At 59.5% G+C, this 24567-nt stretch carries 25 protein-coding genes; 11 read left to right on the top strand and 14 right to left on the bottom strand.

Annotated elements, in window-relative coordinates; translation table 11 throughout:
* Positions 1-164: 164 nt before the first annotated feature.
* The gene (locus ACQKIK_RS02675; RefSeq protein WP_045429038.1) at positions 165-626 is read right to left on the bottom strand and encodes an outer membrane lipoprotein; all 462 of its coding nucleotides are present in this window, start codon (positions 624-626) and stop codon (positions 165-167) included.
* Between the two features lie 179 nt (positions 627-805).
* On the opposite strand from ACQKIK_RS02675, the gene ACQKIK_RS02680 reads away from it, so the two are divergent.
* Entirely contained in the window at positions 806-1042 is a 237-nt protein-coding gene (locus ACQKIK_RS02680; protein ID WP_064481869.1) for a hypothetical protein, read from the top strand.
* 47 nt (positions 1043-1089) lie between these two features.
* On the opposite strand, the gene pdxH is transcribed toward ACQKIK_RS02680, so the two are convergent.
* The 4 genes from pdxH to dinG form a co-directional block, all read right to left on the bottom strand.
* Complete coding sequence (gene pdxH, locus ACQKIK_RS02685; protein WP_045429042.1) at positions 1090-1737, bottom strand: pyridoxamine 5'-phosphate oxidase; 648 nt, start codon at positions 1735-1737, stop codon at positions 1090-1092.
* Between the two features lie 111 nt (positions 1738-1848).
* Positions 1849-2478, bottom strand: a complete 630-nt coding sequence (locus tag ACQKIK_RS02690) for an OmpA family protein (RefSeq protein ID WP_127838740.1) — start codon at positions 2476-2478, stop codon at positions 1849-1851.
* A 136-nt stretch (positions 2479-2614) separates the two neighbouring features.
* Positions 2615-3763, bottom strand: a complete 1149-nt coding sequence (locus ACQKIK_RS02695; protein ID WP_127840617.1) for a serine hydrolase domain-containing protein — start codon at positions 3761-3763, stop codon at positions 2615-2617.
* 130 nt (positions 3764-3893) lie between these two features.
* Positions 3894-6038 (bottom strand): ATP-dependent DNA helicase DinG, encoded by a 2145-nt coding sequence (gene dinG / locus ACQKIK_RS02700; RefSeq protein WP_241530522.1) that lies wholly within the window; start codon positions 6036-6038, stop codon positions 3894-3896.
* An 86-nt stretch (positions 6039-6124) separates the two neighbouring features.
* Between dinG and ACQKIK_RS02705 the strand changes: the two genes are divergently transcribed.
* Positions 6125-6589: a CopD family protein gene (locus tag ACQKIK_RS02705; protein ID WP_241530521.1), complete on the top strand. Its 465-nt coding sequence runs from the start codon at positions 6125-6127 to the stop codon at positions 6587-6589.
* A gap of 139 nt (positions 6590-6728) precedes the next feature.
* Here the strand turns inward: ACQKIK_RS02705 and ACQKIK_RS02710 are convergent, their stop codons facing one another.
* Positions 6729-7367, bottom strand: a complete 639-nt coding sequence (locus ACQKIK_RS02710) for an OmpA family protein (RefSeq protein WP_164863190.1) — start codon at positions 7365-7367, stop codon at positions 6729-6731.
* A 174-nt stretch (positions 7368-7541) separates the two neighbouring features.
* On the opposite strand from ACQKIK_RS02710, the gene ACQKIK_RS02715 reads away from it, so the two are divergent.
* Positions 7542-8039, top strand: a complete 498-nt coding sequence (locus tag ACQKIK_RS02715; protein ID WP_045429050.1) for a DUF6231 family protein — start codon at positions 7542-7544, stop codon at positions 8037-8039.
* Between the two features lie 6 nt (positions 8040-8045).
* Positions 8046-8531: a YchJ family protein gene (locus ACQKIK_RS02720; protein WP_241530520.1), complete on the top strand. Its 486-nt coding sequence runs from the start codon at positions 8046-8048 to the stop codon at positions 8529-8531.
* A 61-nt stretch (positions 8532-8592) separates the two neighbouring features.
* Here ACQKIK_RS02720 and fpr read toward each other — a convergent pair whose 3' ends face one another.
* A complete protein-coding gene (gene fpr, locus ACQKIK_RS02725; RefSeq protein WP_045429054.1) occupies positions 8593-9369 on the bottom strand; it encodes a ferredoxin-NADP reductase in 777 nt (258 codons plus the stop codon).
* Positions 9370-9482: 113 nt separating this feature from the next.
* Between fpr and ACQKIK_RS02730 the strand changes: the two genes are divergently transcribed.
* The gene (locus tag ACQKIK_RS02730; protein WP_045429056.1) at positions 9483-10409 is read left to right on the top strand and encodes a LysR family transcriptional regulator; all 927 of its coding nucleotides are present in this window, start codon (positions 9483-9485) and stop codon (positions 10407-10409) included.
* A 46-nt stretch (positions 10410-10455) separates the two neighbouring features.
* On the opposite strand, the gene erdR is transcribed toward ACQKIK_RS02730, so the two are convergent.
* Positions 10456-11106 carry a response regulator transcription factor ErdR gene (erdR, locus tag ACQKIK_RS02735; RefSeq protein ID WP_019342358.1) on the bottom strand — a complete coding sequence of 217 codons (651 nt, stop codon included), beginning with the start codon at positions 11104-11106 and terminating at the stop codon, positions 10456-10458.
* A 234-nt stretch (positions 11107-11340) separates the two neighbouring features.
* On the opposite strand from erdR, the gene ACQKIK_RS02740 reads away from it, so the two are divergent.
* Positions 11341-12264, top strand: a complete 924-nt coding sequence (locus ACQKIK_RS02740; RefSeq protein ID WP_045432043.1) for a DMT family transporter — start codon at positions 11341-11343, stop codon at positions 12262-12264.
* Positions 12265-12278: 14 nt separating this feature from the next.
* Here ACQKIK_RS02740 and ACQKIK_RS02745 read toward each other — a convergent pair whose 3' ends face one another.
* The gene (locus ACQKIK_RS02745; protein ID WP_241530519.1) at positions 12279-12995 is read right to left on the bottom strand and encodes a tRNA-uridine aminocarboxypropyltransferase; all 717 of its coding nucleotides are present in this window, start codon (positions 12993-12995) and stop codon (positions 12279-12281) included.
* Positions 12996-13111: 116 nt separating this feature from the next.
* Here ACQKIK_RS02745 and ACQKIK_RS02750 point away from each other — a divergent pair, with 116 nt between their 5' ends.
* Positions 13112-13504 carry a PA3611 family quorum-sensing-regulated virulence factor gene (locus tag ACQKIK_RS02750; RefSeq protein ID WP_045429061.1) on the top strand — a complete coding sequence of 131 codons (393 nt, stop codon included), beginning with the start codon at positions 13112-13114 and terminating at the stop codon, positions 13502-13504.
* Positions 13505-13557: 53 nt separating this feature from the next.
* Here the strand turns inward: ACQKIK_RS02750 and ACQKIK_RS02755 are convergent, their stop codons facing one another.
* Complete coding sequence (locus ACQKIK_RS02755; RefSeq protein ID WP_499134639.1) at positions 13558-15963, bottom strand: phosphoketolase family protein; 2406 nt, start codon at positions 15961-15963, stop codon at positions 13558-13560.
* A 128-nt stretch (positions 15964-16091) separates the two neighbouring features.
* Between ACQKIK_RS02755 and ACQKIK_RS02760 the strand changes: the two genes are divergently transcribed.
* Together ACQKIK_RS02760 and ACQKIK_RS02765 are read left to right on the top strand one after the other, a co-directional pair.
* Positions 16092-17492, top strand: coding sequence for an MBL fold metallo-hydrolase RNA specificity domain-containing protein (locus tag ACQKIK_RS02760; RefSeq protein WP_499134641.1), 1401 nt, complete (start codon positions 16092-16094; stop codon positions 17490-17492).
* 267 nt (positions 17493-17759) lie between these two features.
* Positions 17760-18851, top strand: coding sequence for an LOG family protein (locus ACQKIK_RS02765; RefSeq protein WP_499134643.1), 1092 nt, complete (start codon positions 17760-17762; stop codon positions 18849-18851).
* A 68-nt stretch (positions 18852-18919) separates the two neighbouring features.
* Here the strand turns inward: ACQKIK_RS02765 and recX are convergent, their stop codons facing one another.
* The 3 genes from recX to ACQKIK_RS02780 form a co-directional block, all read right to left on the bottom strand.
* A complete protein-coding gene (recX, locus tag ACQKIK_RS02770; RefSeq protein ID WP_417791906.1) occupies positions 18920-19381 on the bottom strand; it encodes a recombination regulator RecX in 462 nt (153 codons plus the stop codon).
* 5 nt (positions 19382-19386) lie between these two features.
* Positions 19387-20430 (bottom strand): recombinase RecA, encoded by a 1044-nt coding sequence (gene recA / locus ACQKIK_RS02775; RefSeq protein WP_073300871.1) that lies wholly within the window; start codon positions 20428-20430, stop codon positions 19387-19389.
* Positions 20431-20514: 84 nt separating this feature from the next.
* On the bottom strand, positions 20515-21015 hold the full coding sequence (locus ACQKIK_RS02780) for a CinA family protein (protein WP_073300872.1): 501 nt from the start codon (positions 21013-21015) through the stop codon (positions 20515-20517).
* 205 nt (positions 21016-21220) lie between these two features.
* Between ACQKIK_RS02780 and mutS the strand changes: the two genes are divergently transcribed.
* On the top strand, positions 21221-23791 hold the full coding sequence (gene mutS, locus ACQKIK_RS02785) for a DNA mismatch repair protein MutS (RefSeq protein ID WP_073300873.1): 2571 nt from the start codon (positions 21221-21223) through the stop codon (positions 23789-23791).
* 132 nt (positions 23792-23923) lie between these two features.
* A complete protein-coding gene (gene fdxA, locus ACQKIK_RS02790; protein ID WP_019342347.1) occupies positions 23924-24247 on the top strand; it encodes a ferredoxin FdxA in 324 nt (107 codons plus the stop codon).
* Positions 24248-24306: 59 nt separating this feature from the next.
* Here the strand turns inward: fdxA and ACQKIK_RS02795 are convergent, their stop codons facing one another.
* Positions 24307-24498 carry a CsbD family protein gene (locus ACQKIK_RS02795; RefSeq protein WP_073300874.1) on the bottom strand — a complete coding sequence of 64 codons (192 nt, stop codon included), beginning with the start codon at positions 24496-24498 and terminating at the stop codon, positions 24307-24309.
* Positions 24499-24567 lie beyond the last annotated feature (69 nt).

Here is a 24567-nt window from a genome sequence, read left to right on the forward strand (position 1 = left end):
AAGTATTTCGAAAAACAAAAGGCGCAGCCTGAATACCGTACCAGCCGGCCTTCAGCCTGCGCCCTGTCTCCTAGGCAATGCGCAAACAACCCACGCGCTCCCGCTCATCGAGTCTCACTGGCGTCGCAACAACCTGTTGATAGGCCCTGCCGAACCCAGCGCAATCAGGGTGCGATACGGCTAGTGCCATTAACCGTCATGATGCGTACACGCTGACCGACGCGAAAAACCTGGTTAGGCTCGACTTCCTGCACATAGGCGCGCATGTTGCCGTCATCCTCACGTACCGTGATTTCAACGCCTTGCGCACGGGTGATGCCCTCTTCCGCTGCCGAACCGAGCATACCGCCCGCCAGCGCACCGATTACTGCCGCAACGGCACTGCCCCGGCCTCCGCCCACCCCGCTGCCGGCAATACCACCGACGACTGCGCCCGCACCGGTACCGATCGGGGTTTTGGTGCCTTCGAGCTTGACCGGGCGCAATGACTCGATCGTGCCATAACGTACCGTCTGGACAGTTCGCGCCTCGTCGCGGGAATAGCTATCCCCGGTAAGGTTGGAAGTACAACCGCCGACGGCAAGCGCCACGGCCGTGAACGAAGCAACAAAAATGGAGTTGCGCATTGGTACTCTCCTGGGAAACGAGATTGGTCCCGACCGCATGGTCAGTCGTATGCGGCGATGAAGCACTTGGCAACCGCCTCGATCTGACTCAGCATTCATTCAACTAGGACCGTACTTTACCCGAGGCGATCCCGCCCCGCATGTAGAGCGCTCGCTCAAGCTGTTGCCAGAGACTACCCATGGACTACTTCATCATCACCATCGTCACGCTGGCCGGGCTGGTTTTCCATGCCTGGCTGTTCATCCGCTTCAGGCGTTGGGCGGACCGGGACTTGGCGTTGTCGTTGGCAGGAGACGATCCGCAGAAGCGAGCGTGGCTGTTGCAACGCCTTTCAGCGGCGAAAGATGCGCGGGTCAAACGGAAGGACTTACAAGCCTGGCTGGAAAGCGAGTTGGCGCGCTACAACGAGACCTGACAAAAAAGAGGCCGGAGCCGGCCTCTCATCAAAACTGTGTCAGCGAGTCAGGGCGCCAGACGTTCCCGCTGCCAGTTGCTGGCGAGGCGTCGATAATTCAGCCGGTCATGCAGCCGGCTGGAACGCCCCTGCCAGAACTCCATCCGTTCCGGCAGCAAACGGTAGCCGCCCCAATGAGGGGGGCAATGCGGGGCCTTGTCGAGAAAGCGCTGCTCTGTCTCGGCAAGGAGCCGTTCCAGTTCGGCGCGATCGCGGATCACGTGGCTCTGCGGTGAAGCCCAAGCACCGAGGCGGCTGCCCAGCGGTCGCACCTGATAATAGGCGTCCGACTCGGCAGCACTGACTTTCTCCACCCGCCCCTCAATACGAACCTGACGCTCCAGGCTTGGCCAGAAGAAGGTCATCGCAGCGAAGGGGCATGCTTCCAGCTGCTCGGCCTTTGCGCTGTCGTAGTTGCTGAAAAAGGTGAAGCCGCGCTCGTCCAGCGCTTTGAGCAGGAGCACTCGGCAATGCGGGCGACCCTCGGCGTCTACCGTAGCCAAGGTCATAGCATTTGGCTCCACGGGAAGCTGCTCGGTCTCCACCGCCTCCTGGAACCACTGACGAAATAGCCCGAAGGGCTCTTCCGGCGCGTTCGCTTCACTGAGTCCGTCACGCGTGTAATCGCGGCGCATATCGGCCAAGGATTGGGTCATCACTGTGTTTCCTGGAAAACAGTTGAAGCCAAAGCTTACCGGCTCTGTGCTTCGCCCCGCTTGATTCAACGCAAAAGTGGGCCGAACACCTGGACTGTCAGGCGACGCCCCTTATTTGGTTTTGTTGACTTCTGCCGCAGCAACCTGAGTCGGTTTGCCTGGCGCGTCGCTGTACTTGGCAATCAGCGCGAGTAAGGTAGGCTGCGGAGCCAAGACCATCTCGACACGCCGGTTCAAAGCGCGTCCTTCTTCCTTCTCATTGGAGGCCCGGGGCATATCCGAACCGAGCCCGCGAATACGCAGCCGGTCGTGCTTCAAACCACTGAGCCGAAAAATCGCGGCAACGGCACCCGCACGCTGACGGCTGATGTCACGGTTGACCTCGATTGGCCCGGTGCTGTCAGCATGGCCAAGCACGACCACAGCAGTCTTCGCGTCGCCTTCCACCAGTTTCGCCACTCGACTGAGGGGACCAAGCGTCACCGGCAACAGCATGCCTGGGCGGTCGGGATTGAAGGAGCCATCGACTGGGGCCGTAACCACCAACACGCCTTCGCGGCGCTCAAGTTCGAAGTGACTGTCTTTCAACGCATCGCGAAGCCGCGGCTCGTATCCATCCAACCAGGCCGCATCAATCACGGGACTCGGCGCAGCAACCACCTCGACCGGCTTTTCATCATTGGAGCTGCAGCCGGCGATGACCATACAGAGTATCAGGGAGGCGCTTTTCAGCAGGTTCATGAGCCAATTTCCGTGAAAGTGAGTTGCGAAAACAAACCGCGCGCGTTCAGCACGCAGCTTAAGCAAGGATTTGTCTCAAATTGTGGACGCAGGTCCTTGTTCTGCAAAGTCTCGTCCGACCAACCAGACGAGTGGTTCAACCTACGCATGCCTTAACTACACGAGCGAGCGTCTGCGCTCTAGGGTCCATCAGAACATAAGGACCTAGCGTATTGGTGACATAGCCAAAGGCTACATCACGTTGGGGATCGGCAAAACCGATACAACCGCCAGCGCCAGGGTGACCAAAAGCCCCGGGCCCCATGCCGAACGTAGCGTTCTCAACGTCCGGCTGGTCCAGCCAGCAGCCCAGCGCAAAACGAGTACGGGTGAGCAGCGTGCGATCCTCTCCAACGCAGTGCTCGCGGGTCATCTCGTCCAACAGCTGGTAATCGAGCAGCTCCCCTCGCAACAGGCCATCATAGAAGCCCGCCAATGACCGTGCATTGCCATGTCCGTTGGCGGCCGGCTGAGCCATTCGACGCCACTCTGGCTTGTTTGCACTGTTCATAATCGACGGAGGGTTGGTAAAGGCTCGAGCGGTGAGTGATTGTGGGTCACTCATCAAGGCTTTGATTACTCGTTGGGCTGCCGCATCGCCAAGATTGTTTTTCTGACGGGTCAGATAGCCGACCCGGTCGAACTCGCTATCGGCCAGGCCGATATGAAAATCCAGGTCTAGAGGACGAGCAGTGCGCGCGACTATGGCTTCGCCCGGCTCACGACCGTCGCCGCGGCGGATCAATTCGCCAACCAGCCAACCATAGGTAATCGCGGCATACCCGTGCCCGTCACCAGGCGTCCACCAGGGCGTTTCGGCCACGAGTGCTGCAGTCATCGCTTCCCAGTCGTACAACGCCTCGGGCGGCAATGGCTGGCGAATAGCCGGCAGCCCAGCCTGATGGCTGAGCAGCTGCCGTAGGGTAATGTCCTGTTTGCCATTGGCGGCGAATTCCGGCCAAACACGGGCGACCGGCTCATCCAACTGCAGCTTGCCCTCCCCTACTAGCTGTAACGCAGCCACCGCAGCGAATGTCTTGGTGCAGGAAAACAGATTGACCAGGGTGTCGCTCTGCCAGGCCTGCTCACCAGCATTGTCCGCAACACCGGCCCAGAGGTCGACAACCGTTTCGCCACCGACCTTCACGCAGACTGCCGCGCCACGCTGCTGGGTCTGCTCGAACAGCTGGCTGAACGCGTCTCTGACCGCCTCGAAACGGAGGTCGAAATATCCCTGGATCTGCACGCTTGCGCCCTCTAGGTTGGTATGACTGGCGAGCAGTGTTTCAGCCACATCGCCTCAAAGGAACAGCCCCGTCGAGAATGATTGTCCTATCAGCCTTTTGAATGACGCCTCATGATGGCCGCCGAGGCGGTTAGCCAATCTCTCGCCGGAACGGCGGCAGCGCGTTAAGAATGGCTTTCCCGTAGCGCTGCGTGACGACCCGTCGATCAAGCAGCGTAATAGTGCCGCGGTCCTCTTCGGTACGCAGCAACCTGCCGCAGGCCTGAACCAGGCGCAACGAGGCATCTGGCACGGCGATTTCCATAAATGGATTGCCGCCTCGTGCCTCGATCCACTCGGCCAGCGCCGCCTCAACCGGGTCATCAGGTACCGCGAAGGGGATCTTGGCGATGACAACATGCTCGCAATAAGCCCCAGGGAGATCGACACCTTCCGCGAAACTGGCGAGCCCGAACAGCACGCTCTTCTCCCCATCATCCACGCGCGCCTTGTGCTTGTTGAGTGTCTCCTGCTTGGACAGATTGCCCTGAATGAGCACCCGTCTACGCCAGTCACGCTCCAGCCCGTCGAATACGTCTTGCATCTGTTTGCGTGAGGAGAAAAGCACCAGCGTGCCGCGCGAATCCTCCACCAGCTCCGGCAGATCCCGCACGATGGCTGCTGTATGCGCAGCTGCATCACGCGGGTCAGCTTTAAGATCGGGCACCCTCAGCACGCCGGCGTCTGCATGATGAAACGGGCTCGGCACCACCGCGGTGACGGCACAGCGTGGCAGCCCGGCACGCATGCGATAGCGATCGAAACTGTTCAATGCGGTGAGCGTCGCCGAGGTCACCAATGCGCCGTAGCAGACGTTCCACAGATTGCGGCGCAACGTTTCAGCCGCGAGGATCGGGCTGGCGTTGACCTCGATATCGAACAGCGCGCCGCCTTCGGCCAGCGTCAGCCAGCGCGCCATCGGCGGACTGTCCTCCGGATCGTCGACGGTGAAGGCCGTCCATAGCTCCCAGTTGCCCTGTGCGCGAGTTAGCAGACTGCCGAATAGCGGGTACCACTCTTCGGCCTGATGGCTGGCGATGCCAACACCCGCCTCGCCATCCATCGCCTCCTTGAGCAATTCAGTAAGACGTGTGAACAGATCGTTGAGCTTGGCGAAACCCTTTTTCAGCTCGATACCCAGCTCGATCAGATGCTCCGGAACCACGCCGCCGACAAAACGGTGTCGTGGCCTCTCACGCCCCTCCATATCCTCGCCGGGTCGAAAGTCAGCCAGCTGTTCACAGGCACTGAACATGAACTGCTGCTGGCTGCGCAAATCCCGGGCGATCTCCGGCACGGCTTCGATCAGCCGGCCGAGATCGCCCGGCAACGGATGCTGGGCGAGCAGCTTGGTCAGGTTTTTTTCGACCTGAGCAAGCCACTCGGCAGTGGAACGCAGGCGGGTGAAGTGAGCGAAATGCCCGATCGCCTTGTCTGGCAGGTGATGGCCTTCATCAAAGACATAGAGCGTGTCGCGCGGGTCGGGCAACACCGCGCCGCCGCCCAACGCCAGGTCGGCAAGCACCATGTCGTGATTGGTGACAATGACGTCGACCTTGGTCATGCCTTCGCGCGCTTTGTAGAACGCGCATTGCTGGAAGTTGGGACAGTGGCGTCCGGTGCACTGGCTGTGATCGGTCGTCAGGCGCGCCCAGTCGGGGTCGGCCAGCTCTTCCGGCCAGCTGTCGCGATCACCATCCCAACGATTACCCGCAAGCTTCTCGATCATGCTGCCGAACAGCTTCTCGCTGCGCTCATCGACGTCAATGCGAAAGCCTTCTTCTTCGAACAATTGAGCGGTAGCGCTCTGTGCCTGACCTTCCTGCAGCAGCGCGTCTAGCTTGGACAGGCAAAGATAACGACCGCGCCCCTTGGCCAAAGCAAAGGAAAAGCTCAAGCCGCTGTTGCGCATCAGGTCCGGCAAATCTTTGTGCACGATCTGTTCTTGCAAGGCGACCGTAGCCGTCGCGATCACCAGGCGCTTGCCTGCCGCTTTGGCCGTAGGAATCGCAGCCAGGCTATAAGCGACCGTCTTGCCCGTGCCGGTGCCGGCCTCGACCGCAACGACTGCCGGCTCCCCATCTCGCCGCCCTTCATCGTCGGCTTTGATTGCGCCCAGGACTTTCGCCACCTCGGCAATCATCAGCCGCTGACCATAACGGGGCTTGAGACCTTTGGCGTCGAGGAACTGGGTATAGGCGCCCTGGATCTGGGACTTGAGTTCGGTGCTGAGCATGGGCGCGGAGGCTGTATATATTTTCAGTACTTCGGAAGGGTGGCTATGATAACGCGCGTTTCCTCAACCGCCACCGGAGAATTCCCATGACTGCATTCGCTGCGCCCTATTCACTTCACGTACTGGCTGCAATGATATGGGTCGGGGGCATGTTTTTCGCCTGGATGGTGCTTCGTCCTGCTGCTATTTCCGAGTTGCAGGCGCCGGAACGGCTGAAGCTATGGGCCGAAGTACTCCGCCGCTTCTTTCAGTGGGTGTGGGTTTCGGTACTGGTTCTGCCGATCAGTGGTATCGGCATGTGGCACATGCGCTTTGACGGGCTAGAGGCTGCCCCCCGCTACGTCCACATCATGACTGGAGTGTTCCTGGTGATGCTTGCGCTGTTTCTGCGCATACAACTGCTGCAGCTGCCTGAACTCAAGCGCGCTATCGCCGAGCAGAACTGGCCGGAAGGTGGCGCTGCACTGGGCAGAATCCGCAAGCTGGTCGGTATCAACCTACTGTTGGGCCTGGCTGTGGTGGCGCTGGCAAGCGCACGGCCGCTATTCTAACACCAGCGTCCGTTATCAAAAACACCGGGCATCCAGACCATGTGAAAGCGGTCCTCCGTCAGACTGCAAATGCAGCCTGACCTTAGATCGCTACAAATTCACACGGCCAGGTACACCCGGCAACTATGCATCGCACGCGTTATGGGCGTGCTTCGACCGAAGCCTCAACACGACGGTTGATCGCACGACCCAACTCAGTCGAGTTGTCTGCGATCGGACGCGATTCACCATAGCCAATAGCCTCTAGACGGCTGGCCTCAACACCGTAACGGTTGACCAGTGCATCGCGAACGGACTGGGCACGCTGCATGGACAGACGCTGGTTATAGGCATCAGTACCGATGGCATCAGTGTGGCCCTCTACAGTCGTCGAGGTCTGATCGTACTGCTTCATGAAGTCAGCAAGCACTTCGATGTCATCGTAGGCGTCCTGACGGATAGTCGCTTTATCGAAGTCGAATTTTACGTCCAGCTCCACCCGTACGGCTTCCAGCACTGGCTCGGGCTCCGGCTCTGTCACTGGGGCAGGTTCAACTGTCTCTACAACGGCGACAGTCTCCTGCTCGGTTCCATTGGCCCAGCAGTAGGCTGCAGCCATGCCGCCGCCAATCAAGGCGCCATAGCCTGTATAGGTACTGCTTTCTATCGCACCCAGCGCGGCACCGGTTACGCCGCCAACAGCCGCACAACTGGGCCAATCCTGCTTCTGCACCCCTGCGCAGCCGGCCAGGAAGGTGGTCATCACAATCACGGGTACTGCTGTCCGTAAGCTACTCATCGTTAAAGCCTCCTAATGTGGGATCGGCCAGAGCGTTATGCGCAATAGCATAAGCAGCTCCAGTTATATCGAGACTAGGACGGCAGGCGCCTGCGCGCTAGTCTTTATACTTTGGCAGACTGAGCGGACTGCAATTTTTGCGTTCCGCCACGCCTGATAACGAGGAATCCCGGTTTGACAGCATCCCGCTCATCGCAGACGCCACAGCAAGCTCTGGCCGCCCTGTTGGAGCAACAACGCCCGGCGCGATTGCTTTATGTCGGCCGCAGCGAATTGCCCGCCATCGAAGCCTTCAGCCGCAGTCACGACAACAGTCAGATTGACCGCACACCAACCGGCCCTCTTCCTGCAGACCTCGCCGACCGCCGCTACGATCTGGCATTGGTCGCCGACTGCCTGGAACATCTTTCGAAGCGCGACGGCCTGCAGTTGCTCGGTGGTATTCGCAATCTCAATACCAACCGCATGGCGGTTTTGGTCGATCTGAATGCGTGCGACTGGCAGGCAACTGACTTCTTCTCCCTGGCACTACAAGTCAGCGCACGTTTCGAACGAGACGGCCAAACGGTGACCCTCTTCACCTACGACCTACTTGATTACAAGCAGGTTCCAGATTGGCTCAACGCGAAGTTCTGGGCCAATCCGCAAATGTTCGGCAAATATTGGTGGTAACCAACGATGACTGATGATCAACGGGCAGCTGCGAATTGCCCCTGTGGCAGCGGCGATCCTTACGGCAAATGTTGCGGTCGGTATCATCAAGGTCTGTCGGCACCTAGCGCGGAACGATTGGTGCGTTCGCGATACAGCGCCTATGTTGTCGGAGCCATCGATTACCTTCGGACAACTACTCTGCCCGCGCAACAGCAAGCCTTGGACCTCCAGGCGATGAAGGAGTGGAGCGCCAACAGCACTTGGCTGGGCCTCGAGGTCGAGGAAAGTCAGGTATTCGGCGGCCAGCCGGAACATGCGCTGGTCAGCTTCACAGCCCGCTGGCACGACGGGGCAGGCGAACATGCTCAACATGAGCGTTCGGCTTTTGTTCAGCACGACGGATGCTGGTATTTCATCGACTCCACCACACCGCTGAAGGCCGGCCGCAACGACCCCTGCCCGTGCGGCAGCGATCAGAAGTTCAAGAAGTGCTGTGCCACCTACCTCTGAACACGCAGAAAAAAACCGGCTGACGCAATGCGTAGCCGGTTCATTGCATCCCAACGACCGATCACTTCTCGACGAATGCTCGCTCGATCAGGTAGTGGCCCGGGTCACCCATACGAGGCGACGCCTTAAGGCCGAAGCTGTCCAGCACTTCGCTGGTTTCAGCCAACATGCTCGGGCTGCCACAGATCATCGCGCGGTCATCTTCAGGGTTGATCGGAGGTAGCCCGATATCCGCAAACAACTTGCCGCTGCGCATCAGGTCAGTTAGACGGCCCTGATTCTCGAACGGCTCGCGAGTGACGGTGGGGTAATAGATCAGTTTTTCTTTCAGCGCTTCGCCAAAGAATTCGTTTTGTGGCAAATGCTCGGTGATGAATTCACGATAGGCGACTTCATTAACGTAACGAACGCCGTGCACCAGGATGACCTTCTCGAAGCGCTCATAGGTTTCCGGATCCTGGATCACGCTCATAAAGGGCGCCAGACCAGTCCCGGTGCTCAACAGGTAGAGATGCTTTGCAGGCAACAGGTCGTCCAATACCAGCGTTCCGGTCGGCTTGCGACTGACCATCAGTGAGTCGCCTTCCTTGAGGTGCTGCAGTCGAGACGTCAGCGGACCATCTGGAACCTTGATGCTGAAGAACTCGAGATGCTCCTCATAGTTGGGGCTGGCAATACTGTAAGCGCGCATTAGGGGTCGCCCTTCCACTTCGAGACCAATCATCACGAACTGGCCGTTCTCAAAGCGCAGACCCGGATTGCGGGTGGTTTTGAAACTGAACAGCGTGTCGTTCCAGTGATGCACACTGAGGACTCGCTCAACGTTCAGGTTGCTCATGTAGTGCTCCCCTTCTAGCGCGCGATGGCGCGTCAATATTTGCCACTAGTTTACTGGCCCGACTAATATCCGCTAAACGAATATTAACGATATATGTTATCGGTTATATAGATATGCATTTCACGCTCCGTCAGCTTCAAGTATTCGTCGCATTCGCGCGGCACGAAAGTGTCTCGCGTGCGGCCGAAAGTCTCGCCCTATCCCAGTCCGCGACCAGCACTTCGCTAGCTGAACTGGAACGCCAGTCGGGGTGTCAGCTGTTCGACCGTGCGGGTAAACGATTGTGGCTGAATGCACTAGGCCACCAGCTCTTACCGCAGGCAGTAGGCTTGCTCGATCAGGCTAAAGCCATCGAGGATCTACTGGCTGGCAAGACCGGCTTCGGCTCGCTCAGCGTGGGTGCCACCCTGACGATCGGCAACTACCTCGCCACCTTGCTGATCGGCAGTTTCATGCAACGTCACCCTGAGTGCCGCGTGAAGCTGCACGTTCAGAACACCGCTCATATTGTCCAACAGGTTGCGCAACATGAACTTGATTTAGGTCTGATCGAAGGCGACTGTCAGCACCCGGAGATCGAGGTACTGCCTTGGGTCGAGGATGAACTGGTGGTGTTTTGCGCACCTCAGCACGCGCTGGCTGAGCACACTGCGGTAAGTCTGGAACAGCTCTCGCGGGAAGCCTGGATTCTCCGCGAACAAGGCTCCGGTACGCGCCTGACATTCGACCATGCCATGCGCCATCATCCCGCCAAGCTGAACATTCGGCTTGAGCTGGAGCATACCGAGGCGATCAAGCGAGCCGTTGAATCTGGGCTCGGGATTGGCTGCATTTCCAGGCTGGCGCTACGCGATGCATTCCGCCGCGGCAGTCTGGTCGCTCTGGAAACACCCGAACTGGATCTTGCCCGGCAGTTCTATTTCATCTGGCACTCGTTGAAATACCAGACCGCTGCGATGCGCGAATTCATCGAGCAATGCCGCGCGCTGACAGCCGGCATCCGCCGAAGTGACGAGATCGTACTGCCGGCGATTGCGTAAGGTGGAGAATCGAGATTAGCGCGGCATCGGCAGGCCGAAACGAATGTTAGCTGCTGGGAATTGAGCCCATCTGCTGCAAGAGCAGAGCTGCCTGGGTCCGGGTGCGAACGCCCAGCTTGCGAAAGATTGCGGTCACATGCGCCTTGATGGTCGCTTCGGAAACGCTGAGCTCATAGGCGATCTGTTTGTTTAACAAACCGTCGCACACCATGGTCAGCACGCGAAACTGCTGGGGCGTGAGGCTCGCGAGCCCTTCGCTAGCGGCCTTGGCTTCGGCGCTGACATGCGCCACATCATCAATGTTGCTAGGCCACCAGACATCACCATCAAGCACGACCCGCACAGCCTGCTGGATCGTCTCGAGTGAACTGGACTTGGGGATGAAACCACTGGCGCCAAACTCGCGCGAACGAGCTACAACCGCAGCGTCTTCCTGCGCGGAGATCATTACCACAGGCAGCTGGGGATACTGCCCTCGCAGCAACACGAGCCCGGAGAATCCATAAGCGCCCGGCATGTTCAAATCCAGCAAGACCAGATCCCAGTCCGAGGTACGGGTCAGTTGGGCTTCGAGTTCGGCAATGCTAGCCGCCTCGGAAAGCCGAACGTCATCGCCCAGGCCAAGCGTTAGCGCTTGCTGCAGCGCACTGCGAAACAGGGGGTGATCATCGGCGATAAGGATTTCGTAAGCAGCCATGGCGGACCTATAGTTTTTATTGGCGCTACACCAACCTGAGCCGGTTGCTGACAATCAGGACGGCAAGAACCCGCAATATGCTCGAGGGTGACCGCGGTGATGATATCGCGCCACCACGGGAAATTCGATCATCGTTCCGCATTTAATCAGCTACCCGCCACGCTGGACGGCGAAGCAGTGGCCAAGCGCATCGGTTTAATGCAAAGTTTGCGATTTTTCCGCACGAGTCCAAACATGCGCAAACAAGCCCTTCGCGCCGACTTTCTAATGCTCATCACGGCCATGATCTGGGGGAGCGGATTTGTCGCACAGCGGGTCGGCATGGATAACATCGGGCCGTTCCTGTTCACTGGGTTGCGCTTCGCATTGGGCGCAATCGTGTTGCTTCCCTTGTTGTTGCACCAGGGTCGAGGCGCCGCTCGCCACGAACCGTTCTTGCAGCGTGGTTTGCTGCTGGGTGGCCTCAGCATGGGACTCGCGCTGACTATAGGCATCAACCTGCAACAGGTTGGCCTGCTTTTCACGAGCGTGACCAACTCCGGTTTCATTACCGGGCTGTACGTTATCGTCGTGCCTCTGCTAGGGCTGGTAATAGGCCAGAAAACCGGGACCGGGACCTGGCTGGGGGCGGTGCTCGCGGTGGTTGGCATGGCTTTGCTCAGCATCGACGAGAACTTCCAGATCGCTTCCGGCGACTGGATACAGCTGGCCGGCGCCTTCGTCTGGGGCGTTCATGTATTGCTGGTGAGCTTTTTCGTTGGTCGCCACGATGCCATCCGCCTGGCCTTTCTGCAGTTCGTGACCTGTGCGGTCGTCAGCCTTGTTCTAGCAGCAATCTTCGAGCAAGCCAGCCTGGACAGCATCTGGCTTGCCGCACCCGCGCTGATCTACGGCGGAATGTTTGCAGTCGGCGTGGGCTATACCTTGCAAGTCGTGGCACAGAAACATGCAATTGCGTCGCACGCAGCCATCATCCTCTCGCTCGAAGCCGTGTTCGCCGCGCTTGCTGGCGCCTTGCTGCTTGATGAAAGCCTCAGCCCGCGGGGCTATTTCGGCTGTGCGTTGATGTTCGTCGGCATGCTCGCCGCACAACTCTGGCCGCGCAAGGACCTACCGGTGGTGGCGGCCAGCGAGATTCCACAGGTGGCGCGGCACTGAGTGCCCCATCCTGTTCAGCGCTGGCCCATGGCGGCCAGCGCTTTATGGGTTTCATCATCAGGGTCTGGCGTACGGTGGTGCTTGGCGCCCAGATAATGGTCGGTGAATGCATCGAGCCAAGTATCCAGCGCCGCCGCGCCCTTCTCATCTCCCGCTAAGCCAAGGCACAACGCAGCAACTTCTGCGGTGCATAGATGTTCACTGCGCGTCGAACGGCGCAGGCGGTAGCGTGACAGCACCTCGGCTTGCAGGCTCAGCACCGGCAGATGATTCAGGTAGGCGCTTTTGCGAAACATCTTGCGCGCCTCGGTCCAGGTCGCATCAAGCAGAATGAACAGCGGACGCTTTCCTGGCGCGGCCTTCACCTCCGAGACCACCCGATCAGGTGACGCATACTCGCCCGGAAAGACCACCACCGGCTGATATCGGGTATCGGCGAGCAGTTCCAGCAAACCAGGCTCCACAGCGGTCCGCTGCCACGTGAAGGCATAGGTGTCGGCCACAATATCTGCAATCAGCCAGCCGGTATTGCTCGGCTTCAGCGGCTCGATATCGTGCATGATCAGGCACACCGCGCTGTTGGTCGTTACGGCTGGCAGCCAGTCGCACAAACAATGACTAGCGGCCACACGGCAGCGAGCACACCGGGGCGTACGCGAACCACGTGCGATGAACGGCTTGGCGCTACGCGCCAGGCGCGCGTCGCGAAGACGGACTACGGCATGAGACATGGAGATTCGATCGATCAGGGCGGAGCGGCAGTTTACCAGCCCGCCCCGAAACCATGGCAGATCTGAACCGTGGGGGCCGGTACCGGTCGAACGACGGCAGTCATCAGGAGATCACCATGCGCCGTCTGACCCCACTATTAACGCTCTGCCTCGCCCTGCCCTTCGCCAATGCCGCGTATGCACAGGACCCAGCACTGGGCCAGTTACTTGAAAAAGTCGCCCGCGAAAGCAGTGTAGGCACGCCGCGCGCGATCAACTCCGACCTGCTCGACGAGGGATACAGCGTAGAGGGAAATGAACTGGTCAACCATCTGAGCGTTCAGCCACGCCATGCCGCTCAGATGCGAGACAACCCCAAGCAGGTCCGCACCCAGCTGGCAGCCAGTGTGTGCAACAACGAGGGACTGCGTCAGCTGATGAGTCAGGGCGCGGTCTTGCGCTTTGAGTTCAACGAATACCAGAGCAAGAAGCCGATCACCACCGAGCGCTATCGCTCCAGCGATTGCTAAGGCAACCCGTGCGTCGCGGGCAGCATCAGTGCTGCCCGCGGTGGGGGTCCTGCCTAACGCAGCACGCGCGGATCGCCTTTGCCAGCCACCGCAGCGGCCTCATCCGGCTTAAGTAACGCAGTTCGCGGTACGTCGAGCAACCGTGCGCAGGCGGCCAGCACATTCGCCCAGGACGCCCGATTGGCGAACTGCATGCCGCCCTCGTCCAGGGTGCCGCCACGATTGCGATAGCCCAGCACTGAATTGCGCCGCACGTCCGGCAGGATGGGCCAGAGATGGCCGCGCGCCACCTCGGGGCGCATGTGAGTGAGCAGCACCCTCATTTCCATCCGCTCGGGGAACAGACGCTCGGTTACACCTTCCGCCGCTAGCGCCTCGATCTCCCAACGATCCCGCGGCGCGCGAAAGCGCCCCGGCTCTTGCAAGTAAACCAGGCGATAGCTGACACCTGCTTCTTTGAGCCGCTGGGTGGCGCGTTGCATTTCGGTCAATTGATAACTGCCGTTGGCGATCAGCAGAATGTCGTTATCGCCCTTCTGCTCGTCGACGACGATCGCACCTTCACGAGCAAGCTGCTCGGCCTGCGCCTGATTGAATAGGCCTGGTCGCTCACGCTTGGGCATGACCAGGCAAGCCAGCGCACCGCGGGCCTGGTAGATGGAAGGCAGCAGCGCCAGGGCGCTGTTGTGATCCGCCGGGAACAATACTCTCGCCATGTCGCTCATTTCGCTCAGCAAGGCCTCGCAAAAGGTGGTGTCCTGATGCGACTGCTGATTTTTGCCGTTTTCCCAGGTGTGCGAAGTGGCGATGATCGGCCAGCCAAGCCAACCGGCGGGCCGCCCCACTTCCTTCTGCTGTCGGGAGAAGATCAGGCTTTGGCGTACCGCGCCGAGCATCTTCACGCAGAACGCCTCATAGCTGGCAACCAGGTTCAATCCGCCCTGGTTGGCGAGACAGGCGGAAACCACGGCCTCTTCGTTCAGTGCCGTGATGATCTTTCCGTCTACCGCCTCTAACTCTCCTTCAGGATCGACCACGCGGTGCTTCAACGCTCTGAGCACCCCACCAAGACGATTGCTGGCCAGTTCATCGGGATTACCTACACGGGGGCGCAGCGATGGATTGGCACGGGTGAGGTCCACAAAAAAATCATCCACCGCTGCCATCGGTGAACAGGCATGATCGTGATACCGGAGTTGTGGCATGACTGGCGCAGTGGGCCGCCTGGTCGCCAGCACATTGTCGCGCTCGGCGGGGCGCGCCTGACGGGAATGCGCGACCAGATGGCGAGCCTGCTCAAGCTCATCCCATGGTACGAAAAGCGGGGCGACATGCGTATTAAACAGCTCGCGCGATGAGTCATCGACATGCGGGTTACCCGGCAGAGGCAGGTTATGCGCCGCGTTGCTGCCGGCGCCATAGAAGCCGAACCCTTTCACCGTCTCGGCAATGCCGTAAGGGATCGGCAACGGATAGCGCAGCAGGCCGCGGGACTTGTCCTCGACACGATGGGCCAGACGCTGCTCCATTTCCCACAGCGTGCAGACGAAAGCTGCCGGGTCACGACCATCGAAGGGAATCGGGTCAAAGCCACAACGACTCAAGTGCTGGCGAAACCCTTCAAGCCCCTCATGAGTGCCAAGCTGGGTCCGTTGTTCAATGCGACGACCATTGGCAATCATGATTGGCAGCGCGACACCGCAATCCTCGGCACGCCACCAACGCGGAATCCAGTCACTACCGCGCTGCTCCTCTGCCGCGCCATCTGAGAGGAAAGCCACCAGCGTCTCGCCCGGCAGCGGCATATGGGCATATTGCAGCTCGGCGAAGCCAAGGTATCCGCCTTCGGCAATACCGCCGCCAGTGTGTGCATTGACATGGCTACCCAGGGGCGCCGATGGGCTGCCATCCGCCGCCTGGTGGTAACCGTAGAAATCCTCAAGGAGCCGATTGATGCCTGCTTCGCCGCCGCCGTAGGCTTGCTTCTGTTCGGGATGCAGGTTGTCGGTAAGCAGATTCAGCGCTTCGATCGCTGCGACGCAGTGGCCCTGCCCCATCAACCATGCACGTGTACTGCCAGTCAGGGCGTTCAGTCCGAGATAACCGGCGTAGGCAGGCACCATATTCAGCGAGCCACCCGTGTGCCCTTCTGGCGCAGTCTTGAAGTCCTCGGCGCAGAGAGCTGAACCGTCGAGACGAACGCGACGCGCATAGGTCATGTGCACAACCAGCCAGAGTCCTGCCGCGCCGATCCGATCGATGGCCTGCAACAGCCGATACACACTCGCCAGATCCGGCTGTAGCTTCGCCTGTACCAGCTGATGAGCCAGGCGAAACACGGCAGCCTGGGTTTCCAGAGCATGTTCAAAAGGTCCATACCCGGTTCGCCAGCGAGCGAACTCAGGCTGGGCCTCAGCATGATGGTCCAGCTCAACAAGACTGGGCAGTAGCTGATTCATGTGGCACTCCTTCGATGGGCATTGGCGACAGTCTAGTCAGCGCCTCGGGTGCTCTCTCTGATATGCATCAAGATGAGCCGCCGGTATTGCGGGCATGCTGAGCACAACCGTACAGACAGGAGGTTCTCATGGCTTTGCTCAGCTTTCTCGGCGCCATCCAACAGGTCACTGGGTCCTGTTACCTGATCGAAACACATGAAGGTGTTCGCGTGCTTCTCGACTGCGGTATGCGCCAAGGCCGGCGCGAAGAGGAAGCAGGCAACCGTGCGGGCTTTAGCTTCGACCCGCAAACACTCGATGCCGTGGTGCTGTCACACGCGCACATCGACCATAGCGGCTTGCTACCGAAGCTTGTGGCAGCAGGGTTCAAAGGGCCTATCCATGTCACCGAGGCGACGGGGAAACTGCTCGAGCTGATGCTGCTCGACTCGGCAAACATCCAGGAGAAGGACGCCGAGTGGGAAAATCGGTGGCGTGCACGCTTGGGCAAGCCGCCCATCAAGCCACTCTACACCCGGGTCGACACCGAACGCATGCTGGCGCAACGTCAGCCTCATGCTTATGGCGAAGCCTTCGAAGCAGCAGCGGGGGTTTCCGTGCACTTCTTCGATGCGGGGCACATTCTTGGGTCAGCCATCGTTCAGGTCGACGTTGAAGACTTCGGTGCCACCCGCCGCCTGGTATTTTCCGGCGACCTGGGTAACGCCTGTTCGCCCCTGATGCATGCGCCGACGCCATTAAGCGAGGCCGACGTAGTGCTGTTGGAGTCCACCTACGGTGATCGCGATCACCGCGATCATCAGGCAACCATCGAGGAGCTTGCCGAGATCCTTCAACAGGCCCACCGGGATGGTGGAAATGTACTCATGCCGTCATTCGCGGTCGGCCGCACGCAAGATCTGATCTATTACCTTGGCCTCCTCTACCAGCAAGGTCGTGTACCTCAGCAAGTGGTCTTTCTGGACAGCCCGATGGCCATCGGCGCGAACGCGATCTACTCATTGTTCCAAGAGCAACTGGATATACAGCCTGGCATAGCTGGCGACCACAACCGACAGCGTATCGAGTCATGGCTGCCGATATTCAGGCCAACACCGACAACCGAAGAATCAATGGCAATCAACCGCTTCAAAAGCGGCGCGATCATCATCGCAGGCAGCGGCATGTGCACTGGCGGGCGCATTCTTCATCACTTCAAGCACAACCTCTGGCGAGAAGAATGCCACTTGATCATTCCAGGCTTCCAGGCGAGCGGTACGCTCGGTCGCGCCATCGTCGACGGAGCCAAGACCGTCAAGCTGATGCATCAGCGCATAGCGGTGAAAGCTCAGGTTCATACCTTGGGCGGTTTCTCAGCGCATGCCGGACAATCACAGCTGATTGAATGGGCGAACCAATTCAAGACGCGTCCGGAGCTCTATCTCGTGCATGGGGAGCTAGACAAGATGCGTGCCTTGCAGGAAGCACTGCGTGATCGTCTCGACTGGCAAGCCAACATTCCGGAACCAGGCGACCGCATCGCCCTCTGATGACCGGACACAGCCGCAGCTCAACCCTGCGGCTCAGGCAAAACACTGCACGTATGATGATGGGCTTTCGCTCACTGAGCGGAGCGGCCTGCATTTGCGCCTTCGCGCTGGGCTACTGTTAGGCATAGAACCATTGACCCAAGTAAGCCGCATGCCAGGCCTCGCCTGGGCTGGATTCTGGCGGGCGTTTGCACGCATGCGCACATGGAAGGCACCGCCCTCGCGTATGGCGGCTAAGCAGCGCCGAAGCTTTCTAAGGAGACTTGTATGCCTTTCGAACCGGACGATTATCTGTCGCGACATTTCAAAACCAGTGGTGCCGAACTATCGAAGAAAATCGATGAACTGGTTGCACTGGTCGTTCCATCCAGCAGCCAGAACCTGCCGCTGTATCGGGAAATGCTAGTTACCGTCATGCGCATGGCGCAAGCCGACCGAAGTCGCTGGGATGCCAAGATTCTGCTACAGACCATGCGCGAAATGGAGCACGCCTTCAGCCGCCTCGATCAGTTCAAGCGTCGCCGCAAGGTGACCGTTTTCGGCTCGGCGAGAACGCCCATCGAACACCCGTTGTACGCACTCGCCCGCGAGCTCGGCGAGACGCTTGCACGCTACGATCTGATGGTCATTACCGGCGCCGGTGGCGGCATTATGTCGGCTGCCCATGAAGGCGCAGGCATGGATAACAGCCTCGGTCTGAACATCACCCTACCCTTCGAGCAGCACGCCAATCCGACGGTAGACGGCACCGACCACCTGCTGTCTTTTCACTTCTTCTTCGTGCGCAAGCTGTTCTTTATTAAGGAGGCAGATGCGTTGGTACTGTGTCCCGGTGGCTTCGGCACGCTGGACGAGACCCTGGAAGTGCTTACCCTGGTTCAGACGGGCAAGAGTCCGCTGGTGCCAATCGTCCTGCTGGATGAACCCGACGGCACGTTCTGGAAAGATGCGCTGGATTTTATACGTCGGCAGCTTGAGGGCAATCGTTACATTCTGCCGACCGACATGCGATTAATGCGCCTCGTGGACAATGCCGAAGATGCTGCCGAAGAAATTGATCACTTCTACAGCAACTTCCACTCGAGCCGATGGTTGCAGGATCGCTTCGTCATGCGCATGAATCATGTGCTGAACGATGCCGCGGTGTCCTACATGAATGAACATTTCGCCGACCTCTGTCTCAAAGGCCGCTTCGAGCAGCAAGCGTGCTGTGAAATGGAGCTGGACGAGCCGGAACTGCAGCCTTTACCCAGGCTGAGCTTCGTTTTCAACGGCCGGGATCACGGCCGGCTACGGGAACTGACCGACTTCATCAATGCGAGGGAACACTGGGCTTCGCCATTGGGTGCCGAAGATTGAAGCGGTGCGAAAACAGGATTTGCAAACGGACGAGGCCGTAGTAAGGGAGAAACGCTACTGAGCCCGGATCAGTCGAGCGAAGCGCCTCGCAGGAGGCGCCCGATCAAGTCCAGCGGATAGCCACGGTAGCTGAGAAACCGGCCTTGACGAGCCCTTTCCCGCTGATCGCCCGGCAACTCACCGAATTTGCGCAGCCAAACTTCGTGCAGTTGCGCGTTCCAATCAAAGCCGCTGTCGCGTAGTGCCTGCTCGATATCTTCTCGATCCAGCCCTCGCTGGGTCAGCTCTTCACGTATGCGCAATGGACCGTACCCAGCGTTGGCTCGCATGCGCACGAAACTCTCTAGATAACGAGCTTCGCTAAGCAATCCCTCATCGGCCAACCTTTCCAGCGCAGGTTCGATGAGTTCAGCTGGCGCACCCCGTGAGCGCAATTTGCGACTCAGCTCGATACGCCCATGCTCGCGCCGGGCCAAGAGATCCATAGCAGCCCGCCGCACTGCGGCAGGGCTGTCGAGCACGACCGGCATGCCGCTTAGAGGTCAGCTTCGGCCAGGTCTTCAACGACCGGACTGGCCTTGGTGCTCGGCGAAACCACCAACAACTTGTCGCGAATCTGCTGTTCGATCTCGCGACCGATCTCTTGGTTCTCTTCCAGGTACTTGGCAGCGTTGGCCTTGCCCTGACCGATCTTGTTGCCCTTGTAGGCGTACCAAGCACCGGACTTCTCGACCAGTCCCTGCTGAACGCCAAGGTCGATGACTTCGCCGTTGCGATAGATACCCTTGCCATAAAGGATCTGGAACTCAGCCTGGCGGAACGGCGGGGCTACCTTGTTTTTGACGACCTTGACCCGCGTTTCACTGCCGACCACTTCGTCGCCTTCCTTCACCGCGCCAGTACGGCGGATGTCGAGACGAACCGATGCATAAAACTTCAGTGCGTTACCACCAGTGGTGGTTTCCGGGCTGCCGAACATAACGCCGATCTTCATGCGAATCTGGTTGATGAAGATAACCAGGCAATTGGCGTTCTTGATGTTACCGGTGATCTTGCGCAACGCCTGAGACATCAGACGTGCTTGCAGGCCGACGTGGGTATCGCCCATCTCGCCTTCGATTTCGGCCTTGGGCACCAGCGCGGCCACGGAGTCGACGATGATTACGTCGACAGCATTGGAGCGCACCAGCATGTCGGTAATTTCCAGCGCTTGCTCACCGGTATCCGGCTGGGAAACCAGCAGGTCGTCAACATTGACGCCGAGCTTGCCAGCGTAATCGGGATCAAGCGCGTGTTCGGCGTCGACGAAGGCGCAGGTGGCGCCCATCTTTTGTGCTTCCGCGATAACGGACAGGGTCAGAGTGGTCTTACCCGAAGATTCTGGACCATAGATTTCAACGATCCGCCCTTTTGGCAGACCACCTATGCCTAGCGCGATATCCAGGCCCAGCGAGCCAGTGGAAATGGAGGGTATCGCCTGGCGATCATGGTCGCCCATGCGCATGACCGCGCCTTTACCGAACTGCTTTTCGATCTGGCCCAAGGCAGCAGCCAAGGCGCGCTTCTTGTTCTCGTCCATTACAATCCTCACTTGATCAAGAGGGCCAGAGGCCACAACAACTGTATAAGTAGACAGTATTAGAGCATAGGCAAAAACGAGCGCCTAGCCCTCAATCGGATTTTCTCCAGCCGCTAGGCGGATCAATCCGACGAGCGCCGCCTTCACACTCTGCTCACGAACGGCCTGCCGGTCGCCGTCGAACTGAAAACGTCTTGAGTACCGTTCATCGTCGCAGGCCCAGGCCAGCCACACCGTACCGACTGGTTTTTCTGGCGAACCGCCGCCCGGCCCCGCTACGCCGCTGACAGCCACAGCGTAGCGCGCCCCGCTGGCAGCCTGGGCCCCGCGGGTCATCGCTTCGACGACCTCACGGCTCACTGCACCCACTTCGGAAAACAGATGTTCCGGCACGCGCAGCTGACAGGATTTCTGACGGTTGGAATAGGTGACGAAGCCCGCCTCGAACCAGGCCGAGCTGCCGGCAATGCGGGTAATGGCCTCGGCAATGCCTCCCCCAGTGCAGGACTCGGCAGTGGTTACTTGGGCCATTTTTTGCTGCAGCACATGGCCCAACTGGGCCGCGAGCTCGGTCAGGGTGGACATGAAAGCTCCCGATGATTATGTCAATCGCTACCTTAGCGCTTGCTTCGAGGGTCTGCCACGCGTGGCCAAACACCGTCGCAGCGGCACGGGCCATGATAACCTTCCCGGTTTATTTCATCTGCGCGCAGTACCCGCAACGGCCGTTACCCGAACGAGATCGAGCCGCGCCGGTACTGTTACCGCACATCGCACCAAGTCGAGCTATATGTCACAAGACCTGTCCCATCACACGCCCATGATGCAGCAGTACTGGAAGCTCAAACGCGAGCATCCTGACCAGCTGATGTTCTACCGCATGGGCGACTTTTACGAGCTGTTCTACGACGACGCCAAGAAAGCGGCCAAGCTGCTGGACATCACCCTGACCGCGCGCGGTCAGTCCGGTGGCAATGCGATCCCCATGGCTGGCATTCCGTTTCACTCTGCCGAGGGCTATCTCAGCCGTTTGGTAAAGCTTGGCGAGTCCGTAGTGATCTGCGAACAGATCGGCGACCCGGCGACCAGCAAGGGCCCGGTGGAGCGACAGGTGGTGCGCATCATCACCCCCGGCACGGTGAGCGATGAAGCCCTGCTCGACGAGCACCGGGATAATCTCCTGGCAGCGGTGGTGGGCGACGAGAAGCTGTTCGGCCTGTCGGTGCTGGACATCACCAGCGGCCGATTCAGCGTGCAGGAGTTTGGCGGCTGGGAAACGCTACTGGCTGAGGTAGAGCGCCTGAACCCGGCTGAACTGATGATCCCGGACGACTGGCCTGCCAATTTGCCAGTCGAGAAGCGCCGCGGCGTACGCCGGCGAGCGCCTTGGGATTTCGACCGTGACAGTGGCTTCAAAGGTCTCTGCCAACAGTTTGGGACTCAGGATCTGAAAGGCTTTGGCTGCGAGCGATTGACGCTCGCTATCGGCGCCGCAGGCTGCCTCCTGACCTATGCCAAGGAAACCCAGCGCACCGCACTGCATCATCTGCGCAGCCTTCGACACGAGCGTCTCGACGAGACTGTCATTCTTGACGGCGCGACCCGGCGCAATCTGGAACTGGACATTAACCTCGGCGGTGGGCGCGAGAATACCCTGCAATCAGTGGTCGACCGCTGCCAGACCGCCATGGGTAGCCGCCTGCTCAGCCGCTGGTTGAATCGGCCATTGCGTGATCGAAGCGTGCTCGAAGCCCGTCAGGACTCGATCACCTGCCTGTTGGAGCACTATCGCTTCGAGCAGATTCAGCCACAGCTGAAAGAAATCGGTGACCTCGAACGCATTCTCGCGCGGATCGGCTTACGCAACGCTCGTCCCCGCGATCTGGCGCGCCTGCGCGACGCGCTCGCGGCCCTGCCGCAGCTTCAGGAAGCTATGACGGAACTGGTCGCCCCTCATCTGATCGAGCTGGCGACCACCATCCGGACCTACCCCGAGCTCGCTGCATTGTTGGCAAAGGCCATCATCGATAACCCGCCGGCAGTAATCCGCGAAGGCGGCGTGTTGAGGACCGGCTATGACACTGAATTGGACGAACTGCAATCGCTGTCGGAGAACGCCGGCCAGTACCTGATGGACCTGGAAACCCGCGAGAAAGCCCGTACCGGGCTGGCCAACCTCAAGGTCGGCTACAACCGGGTGCATGGCTATTTTATCGAGCTGCCCAGCAAACAGGCGGAATCTGCACCGGCCGACTACATCCGCAGGCAAACGCTTAAGGGCGCCGAGCGTTTCATTACGCCGGAGCTCAAAGAGTTCGAAGACAAGGCGCTGTCGGCCAAGAGCCGGGCACTGGCGCGTGAAAAACAGCTCTACGAAGAACTGCTGGAACGGCTCATTGGCCATCTCGCGCCGCTGCAGGACAGCGCCGCGGCGCTGGCCGAACTCGACGTCCTTAGCAACCTCGCCGAACGGGCTCTGACCCTCGACCTCAATCGCCCGCGCTTCGTCGAGCATCCCTGCCTGCAGATCGAGCAAGGCCGCCATCCTGTAGTCGAGCAAGTCCTGCAGACGCCGTTCGTCGCCAACGACCTCAGCCTCGACGACGACACTCGCATGCTGGTGATTACCGGGCCAAACATGGGCGGTAAGTCGACGTATATGCGCCAGACCGCGCTAATCGTACTGTTGGCACAGATCGGCAGTTTCGTTCCAGCCAAGGCCTGCGAGCTGTCTCTGGTCGACCGCATCTTTACCCGCATCGGTTCCTCGGACGATCTGGCTGGCGGACGCTCGACCTTCATGGTGGAGATGAGCGAGACAGCCAACATCCTGCACAACGCCAGCGACCGCAGCCTGGTGCTGATGGACGAAGTCGGTCGCGGCACCAGCACCTTCGATGGCTTGTCGCTGGCCTGGGCGGCTGCCGAGCACCTGGCCAAACTGCGCGCCTACACCTTGTTTGCGACCCACTATTTCGAACTCACCGTACTGCCCGAAAGCCAGACGGTGGTGGCTAACGTGCACCTGTCGGCCACCGAGCACAACGAACGCATCGTTTTCCTGCATCATGTTCTGCCGGGACCGGCAAGCCAGAGTTATGGCTTGGCAGTGGCACAACTGGCCGGCGTGCCTGGCGAAGTGATTCAGCGCGCACGCGACCATTTGTCGCGGCTGGAAACCACCAGCTTGCCCCACGAAACACCGAAGATGGCGCCTGGCCAGCCTGCGCCACCCCAGCAAAACGACCTGTTTGCAAGTCTTCCGCACCCGGTGGTCGAAGAATTGCTCCGGATCAATCCCGATGATATGAGCCCGCGCCAAGCGCTGGACCTGCTATACAACCTGAAAGCGCGTGTCTGACGGCTGCTAAAAAGCTGCTAGAATCGCGCGCATTTTTTGGATATAGGCGGCATTTGCCTGGTGCCGCCATAATCCTGCCGAACGGGGGCGTCATTGCAACGCCACCCGACACGCCCGAGGAGATAGCTAGAAATGACCTTCGTCGTCACCGACAACTGCATCAAGTGCAAATACACCGATTGTGTAGAAGTCTGTCCGGTGGACTGCTTCTACGAAGGGCCGAACTTCCTGGTCATTCATCCGGACGAGTGCATTGACTGCGCGTTGTGCGAGCCGGAGTGTCCTGCCCAAGCGATCTTCTCCGAAGATGAAGTACCGGATGATCAGCAGGAGTACATCCAGCTGAACGCCGATCTAGCGGAAGTCTGGCCGAACATTACCGAGAAGAAAGACTCGCTGCCGGACGCCGAAGAGTGGGACGGCGTGAAGGACAAGCTGCAACATCTGGAGCGCTGAGAGGCGTCCGGACAAAAAAATGCCCGCGCGATGCGGGCATTTTTTATGAAAGCTGCGAATCAGGCGCGATCAACACCCTTCTTCACTGCGTCCTTGACTTCGCCCTTGGCTTGCTGAGCGTCGCCCTTGACTTCCTGGCGTTGGCCTTCGCCTTTCATGCGCTCGTTATCGGTTGCCTCACCCAAGCCTTGCTTGGCTTTGCCGACGGCTTCGTTGAGGTTGCCTTTCACTTTATCTTCAGTACTGCTCATGGCTCATTCCTCTCTGCTTGGGTACGTTCAGTGGACCGAACGCCTCCGATATTAGTTTCGTTTTTCCGA

It is taken from the genome of Pseudomonas sp. NPDC047961 (genome assembly GCF_050272435.1).
Lineage (GTDB): Bacteria > Pseudomonadota > Gammaproteobacteria > Pseudomonadales > Pseudomonadaceae > Stutzerimonas.

Excerpts from the sequence above, each read along its gene's own strand:
- ACQKIK_RS02795 (WP_073300874.1), bottom strand. The coding sequence starts at position 24,498 with ATGAGCAGTACTGAAGATAAAGTGAAAGGCAACCTCAACGAAGCCGTC.
- fdxA (WP_019342347.1), top strand. The coding sequence starts at position 23,924 with ATGACCTTCGTCGTCACCGACAACTGCATCAAGTGCAAATACACCGAT.
- ACQKIK_RS02675 (WP_045429038.1), bottom strand. The coding sequence starts at position 626 with ATGCGCAACTCCATTTTTGTTGCTTCGTTCACGGCCGTGGCGCTTGCC.
- ACQKIK_RS02740 (WP_045432043.1), top strand. The coding sequence starts at position 11,341 with ATGCGCAAACAAGCCCTTCGCGCCGACTTTCTAATGCTCATCACGGCC.
- mutS (WP_073300873.1), top strand. The coding sequence starts at position 21,221 with ATGTCACAAGACCTGTCCCATCACACGCCCATGATGCAGCAGTACTGG.
- ACQKIK_RS02750 (WP_045429061.1), top strand. The coding sequence starts at position 13,112 with ATGCGCCGTCTGACCCCACTATTAACGCTCTGCCTCGCCCTGCCCTTC.
- recX (WP_417791906.1), bottom strand. The coding sequence starts at position 19,381 with ATGCCGGTCGTGCTCGACAGCCCTGCCGCAGTGCGGCGGGCTGCTATG.
- ACQKIK_RS02720 (WP_241530520.1), top strand. The coding sequence starts at position 8,046 with ATGACTGATGATCAACGGGCAGCTGCGAATTGCCCCTGTGGCAGCGGC.
- erdR (WP_019342358.1), bottom strand. The coding sequence starts at position 11,106 with ATGGCTGCTTACGAAATCCTTATCGCCGATGATCACCCCCTGTTTCGC.
- ACQKIK_RS02745 (WP_241530519.1), bottom strand. The coding sequence starts at position 12,995 with ATGTCTCATGCCGTAGTCCGTCTTCGCGACGCGCGCCTGGCGCGTAGC.
- ACQKIK_RS02710 (WP_164863190.1), bottom strand. The coding sequence starts at position 7,367 with ATGAGTAGCTTACGGACAGCAGTACCCGTGATTGTGATGACCACCTTC.
- ACQKIK_RS02755 (WP_499134639.1), bottom strand. The coding sequence starts at position 15,963 with ATGAATCAGCTACTGCCCAGTCTTGTTGAGCTGGACCATCATGCTGAG.
- ACQKIK_RS02765 (WP_499134643.1), top strand. The coding sequence starts at position 17,760 with ATGCCTTTCGAACCGGACGATTATCTGTCGCGACATTTCAAAACCAGT.
- ACQKIK_RS02780 (WP_073300872.1), bottom strand. The coding sequence starts at position 21,015 with ATGTCCACCCTGACCGAGCTCGCGGCCCAGTTGGGCCATGTGCTGCAG.
- fpr (WP_045429054.1), bottom strand. The coding sequence starts at position 9,369 with ATGAGCAACCTGAACGTTGAGCGAGTCCTCAGTGTGCATCACTGGAAC.
- ACQKIK_RS02680 (WP_064481869.1), top strand. The coding sequence starts at position 806 with ATGGACTACTTCATCATCACCATCGTCACGCTGGCCGGGCTGGTTTTC.
- pdxH (WP_045429042.1), bottom strand. The coding sequence starts at position 1,737 with ATGACCCAATCCTTGGCCGATATGCGCCGCGATTACACGCGTGACGGA.
- ACQKIK_RS02760 (WP_499134641.1), top strand. The coding sequence starts at position 16,092 with ATGGCTTTGCTCAGCTTTCTCGGCGCCATCCAACAGGTCACTGGGTCC.
- recA (WP_073300871.1), bottom strand. The coding sequence starts at position 20,430 with ATGGACGAGAACAAGAAGCGCGCCTTGGCTGCTGCCTTGGGCCAGATC.
- ACQKIK_RS02690 (WP_127838740.1), bottom strand. The coding sequence starts at position 2,478 with ATGAACCTGCTGAAAAGCGCCTCCCTGATACTCTGTATGGTCATCGCC.
- ACQKIK_RS02705 (WP_241530521.1), top strand. The coding sequence starts at position 6,125 with ATGACTGCATTCGCTGCGCCCTATTCACTTCACGTACTGGCTGCAATG.
- ACQKIK_RS02730 (WP_045429056.1), top strand. The coding sequence starts at position 9,483 with ATGCATTTCACGCTCCGTCAGCTTCAAGTATTCGTCGCATTCGCGCGG.
- dinG (WP_241530522.1), bottom strand. The coding sequence starts at position 6,038 with ATGCTCAGCACCGAACTCAAGTCCCAGATCCAGGGCGCCTATACCCAG.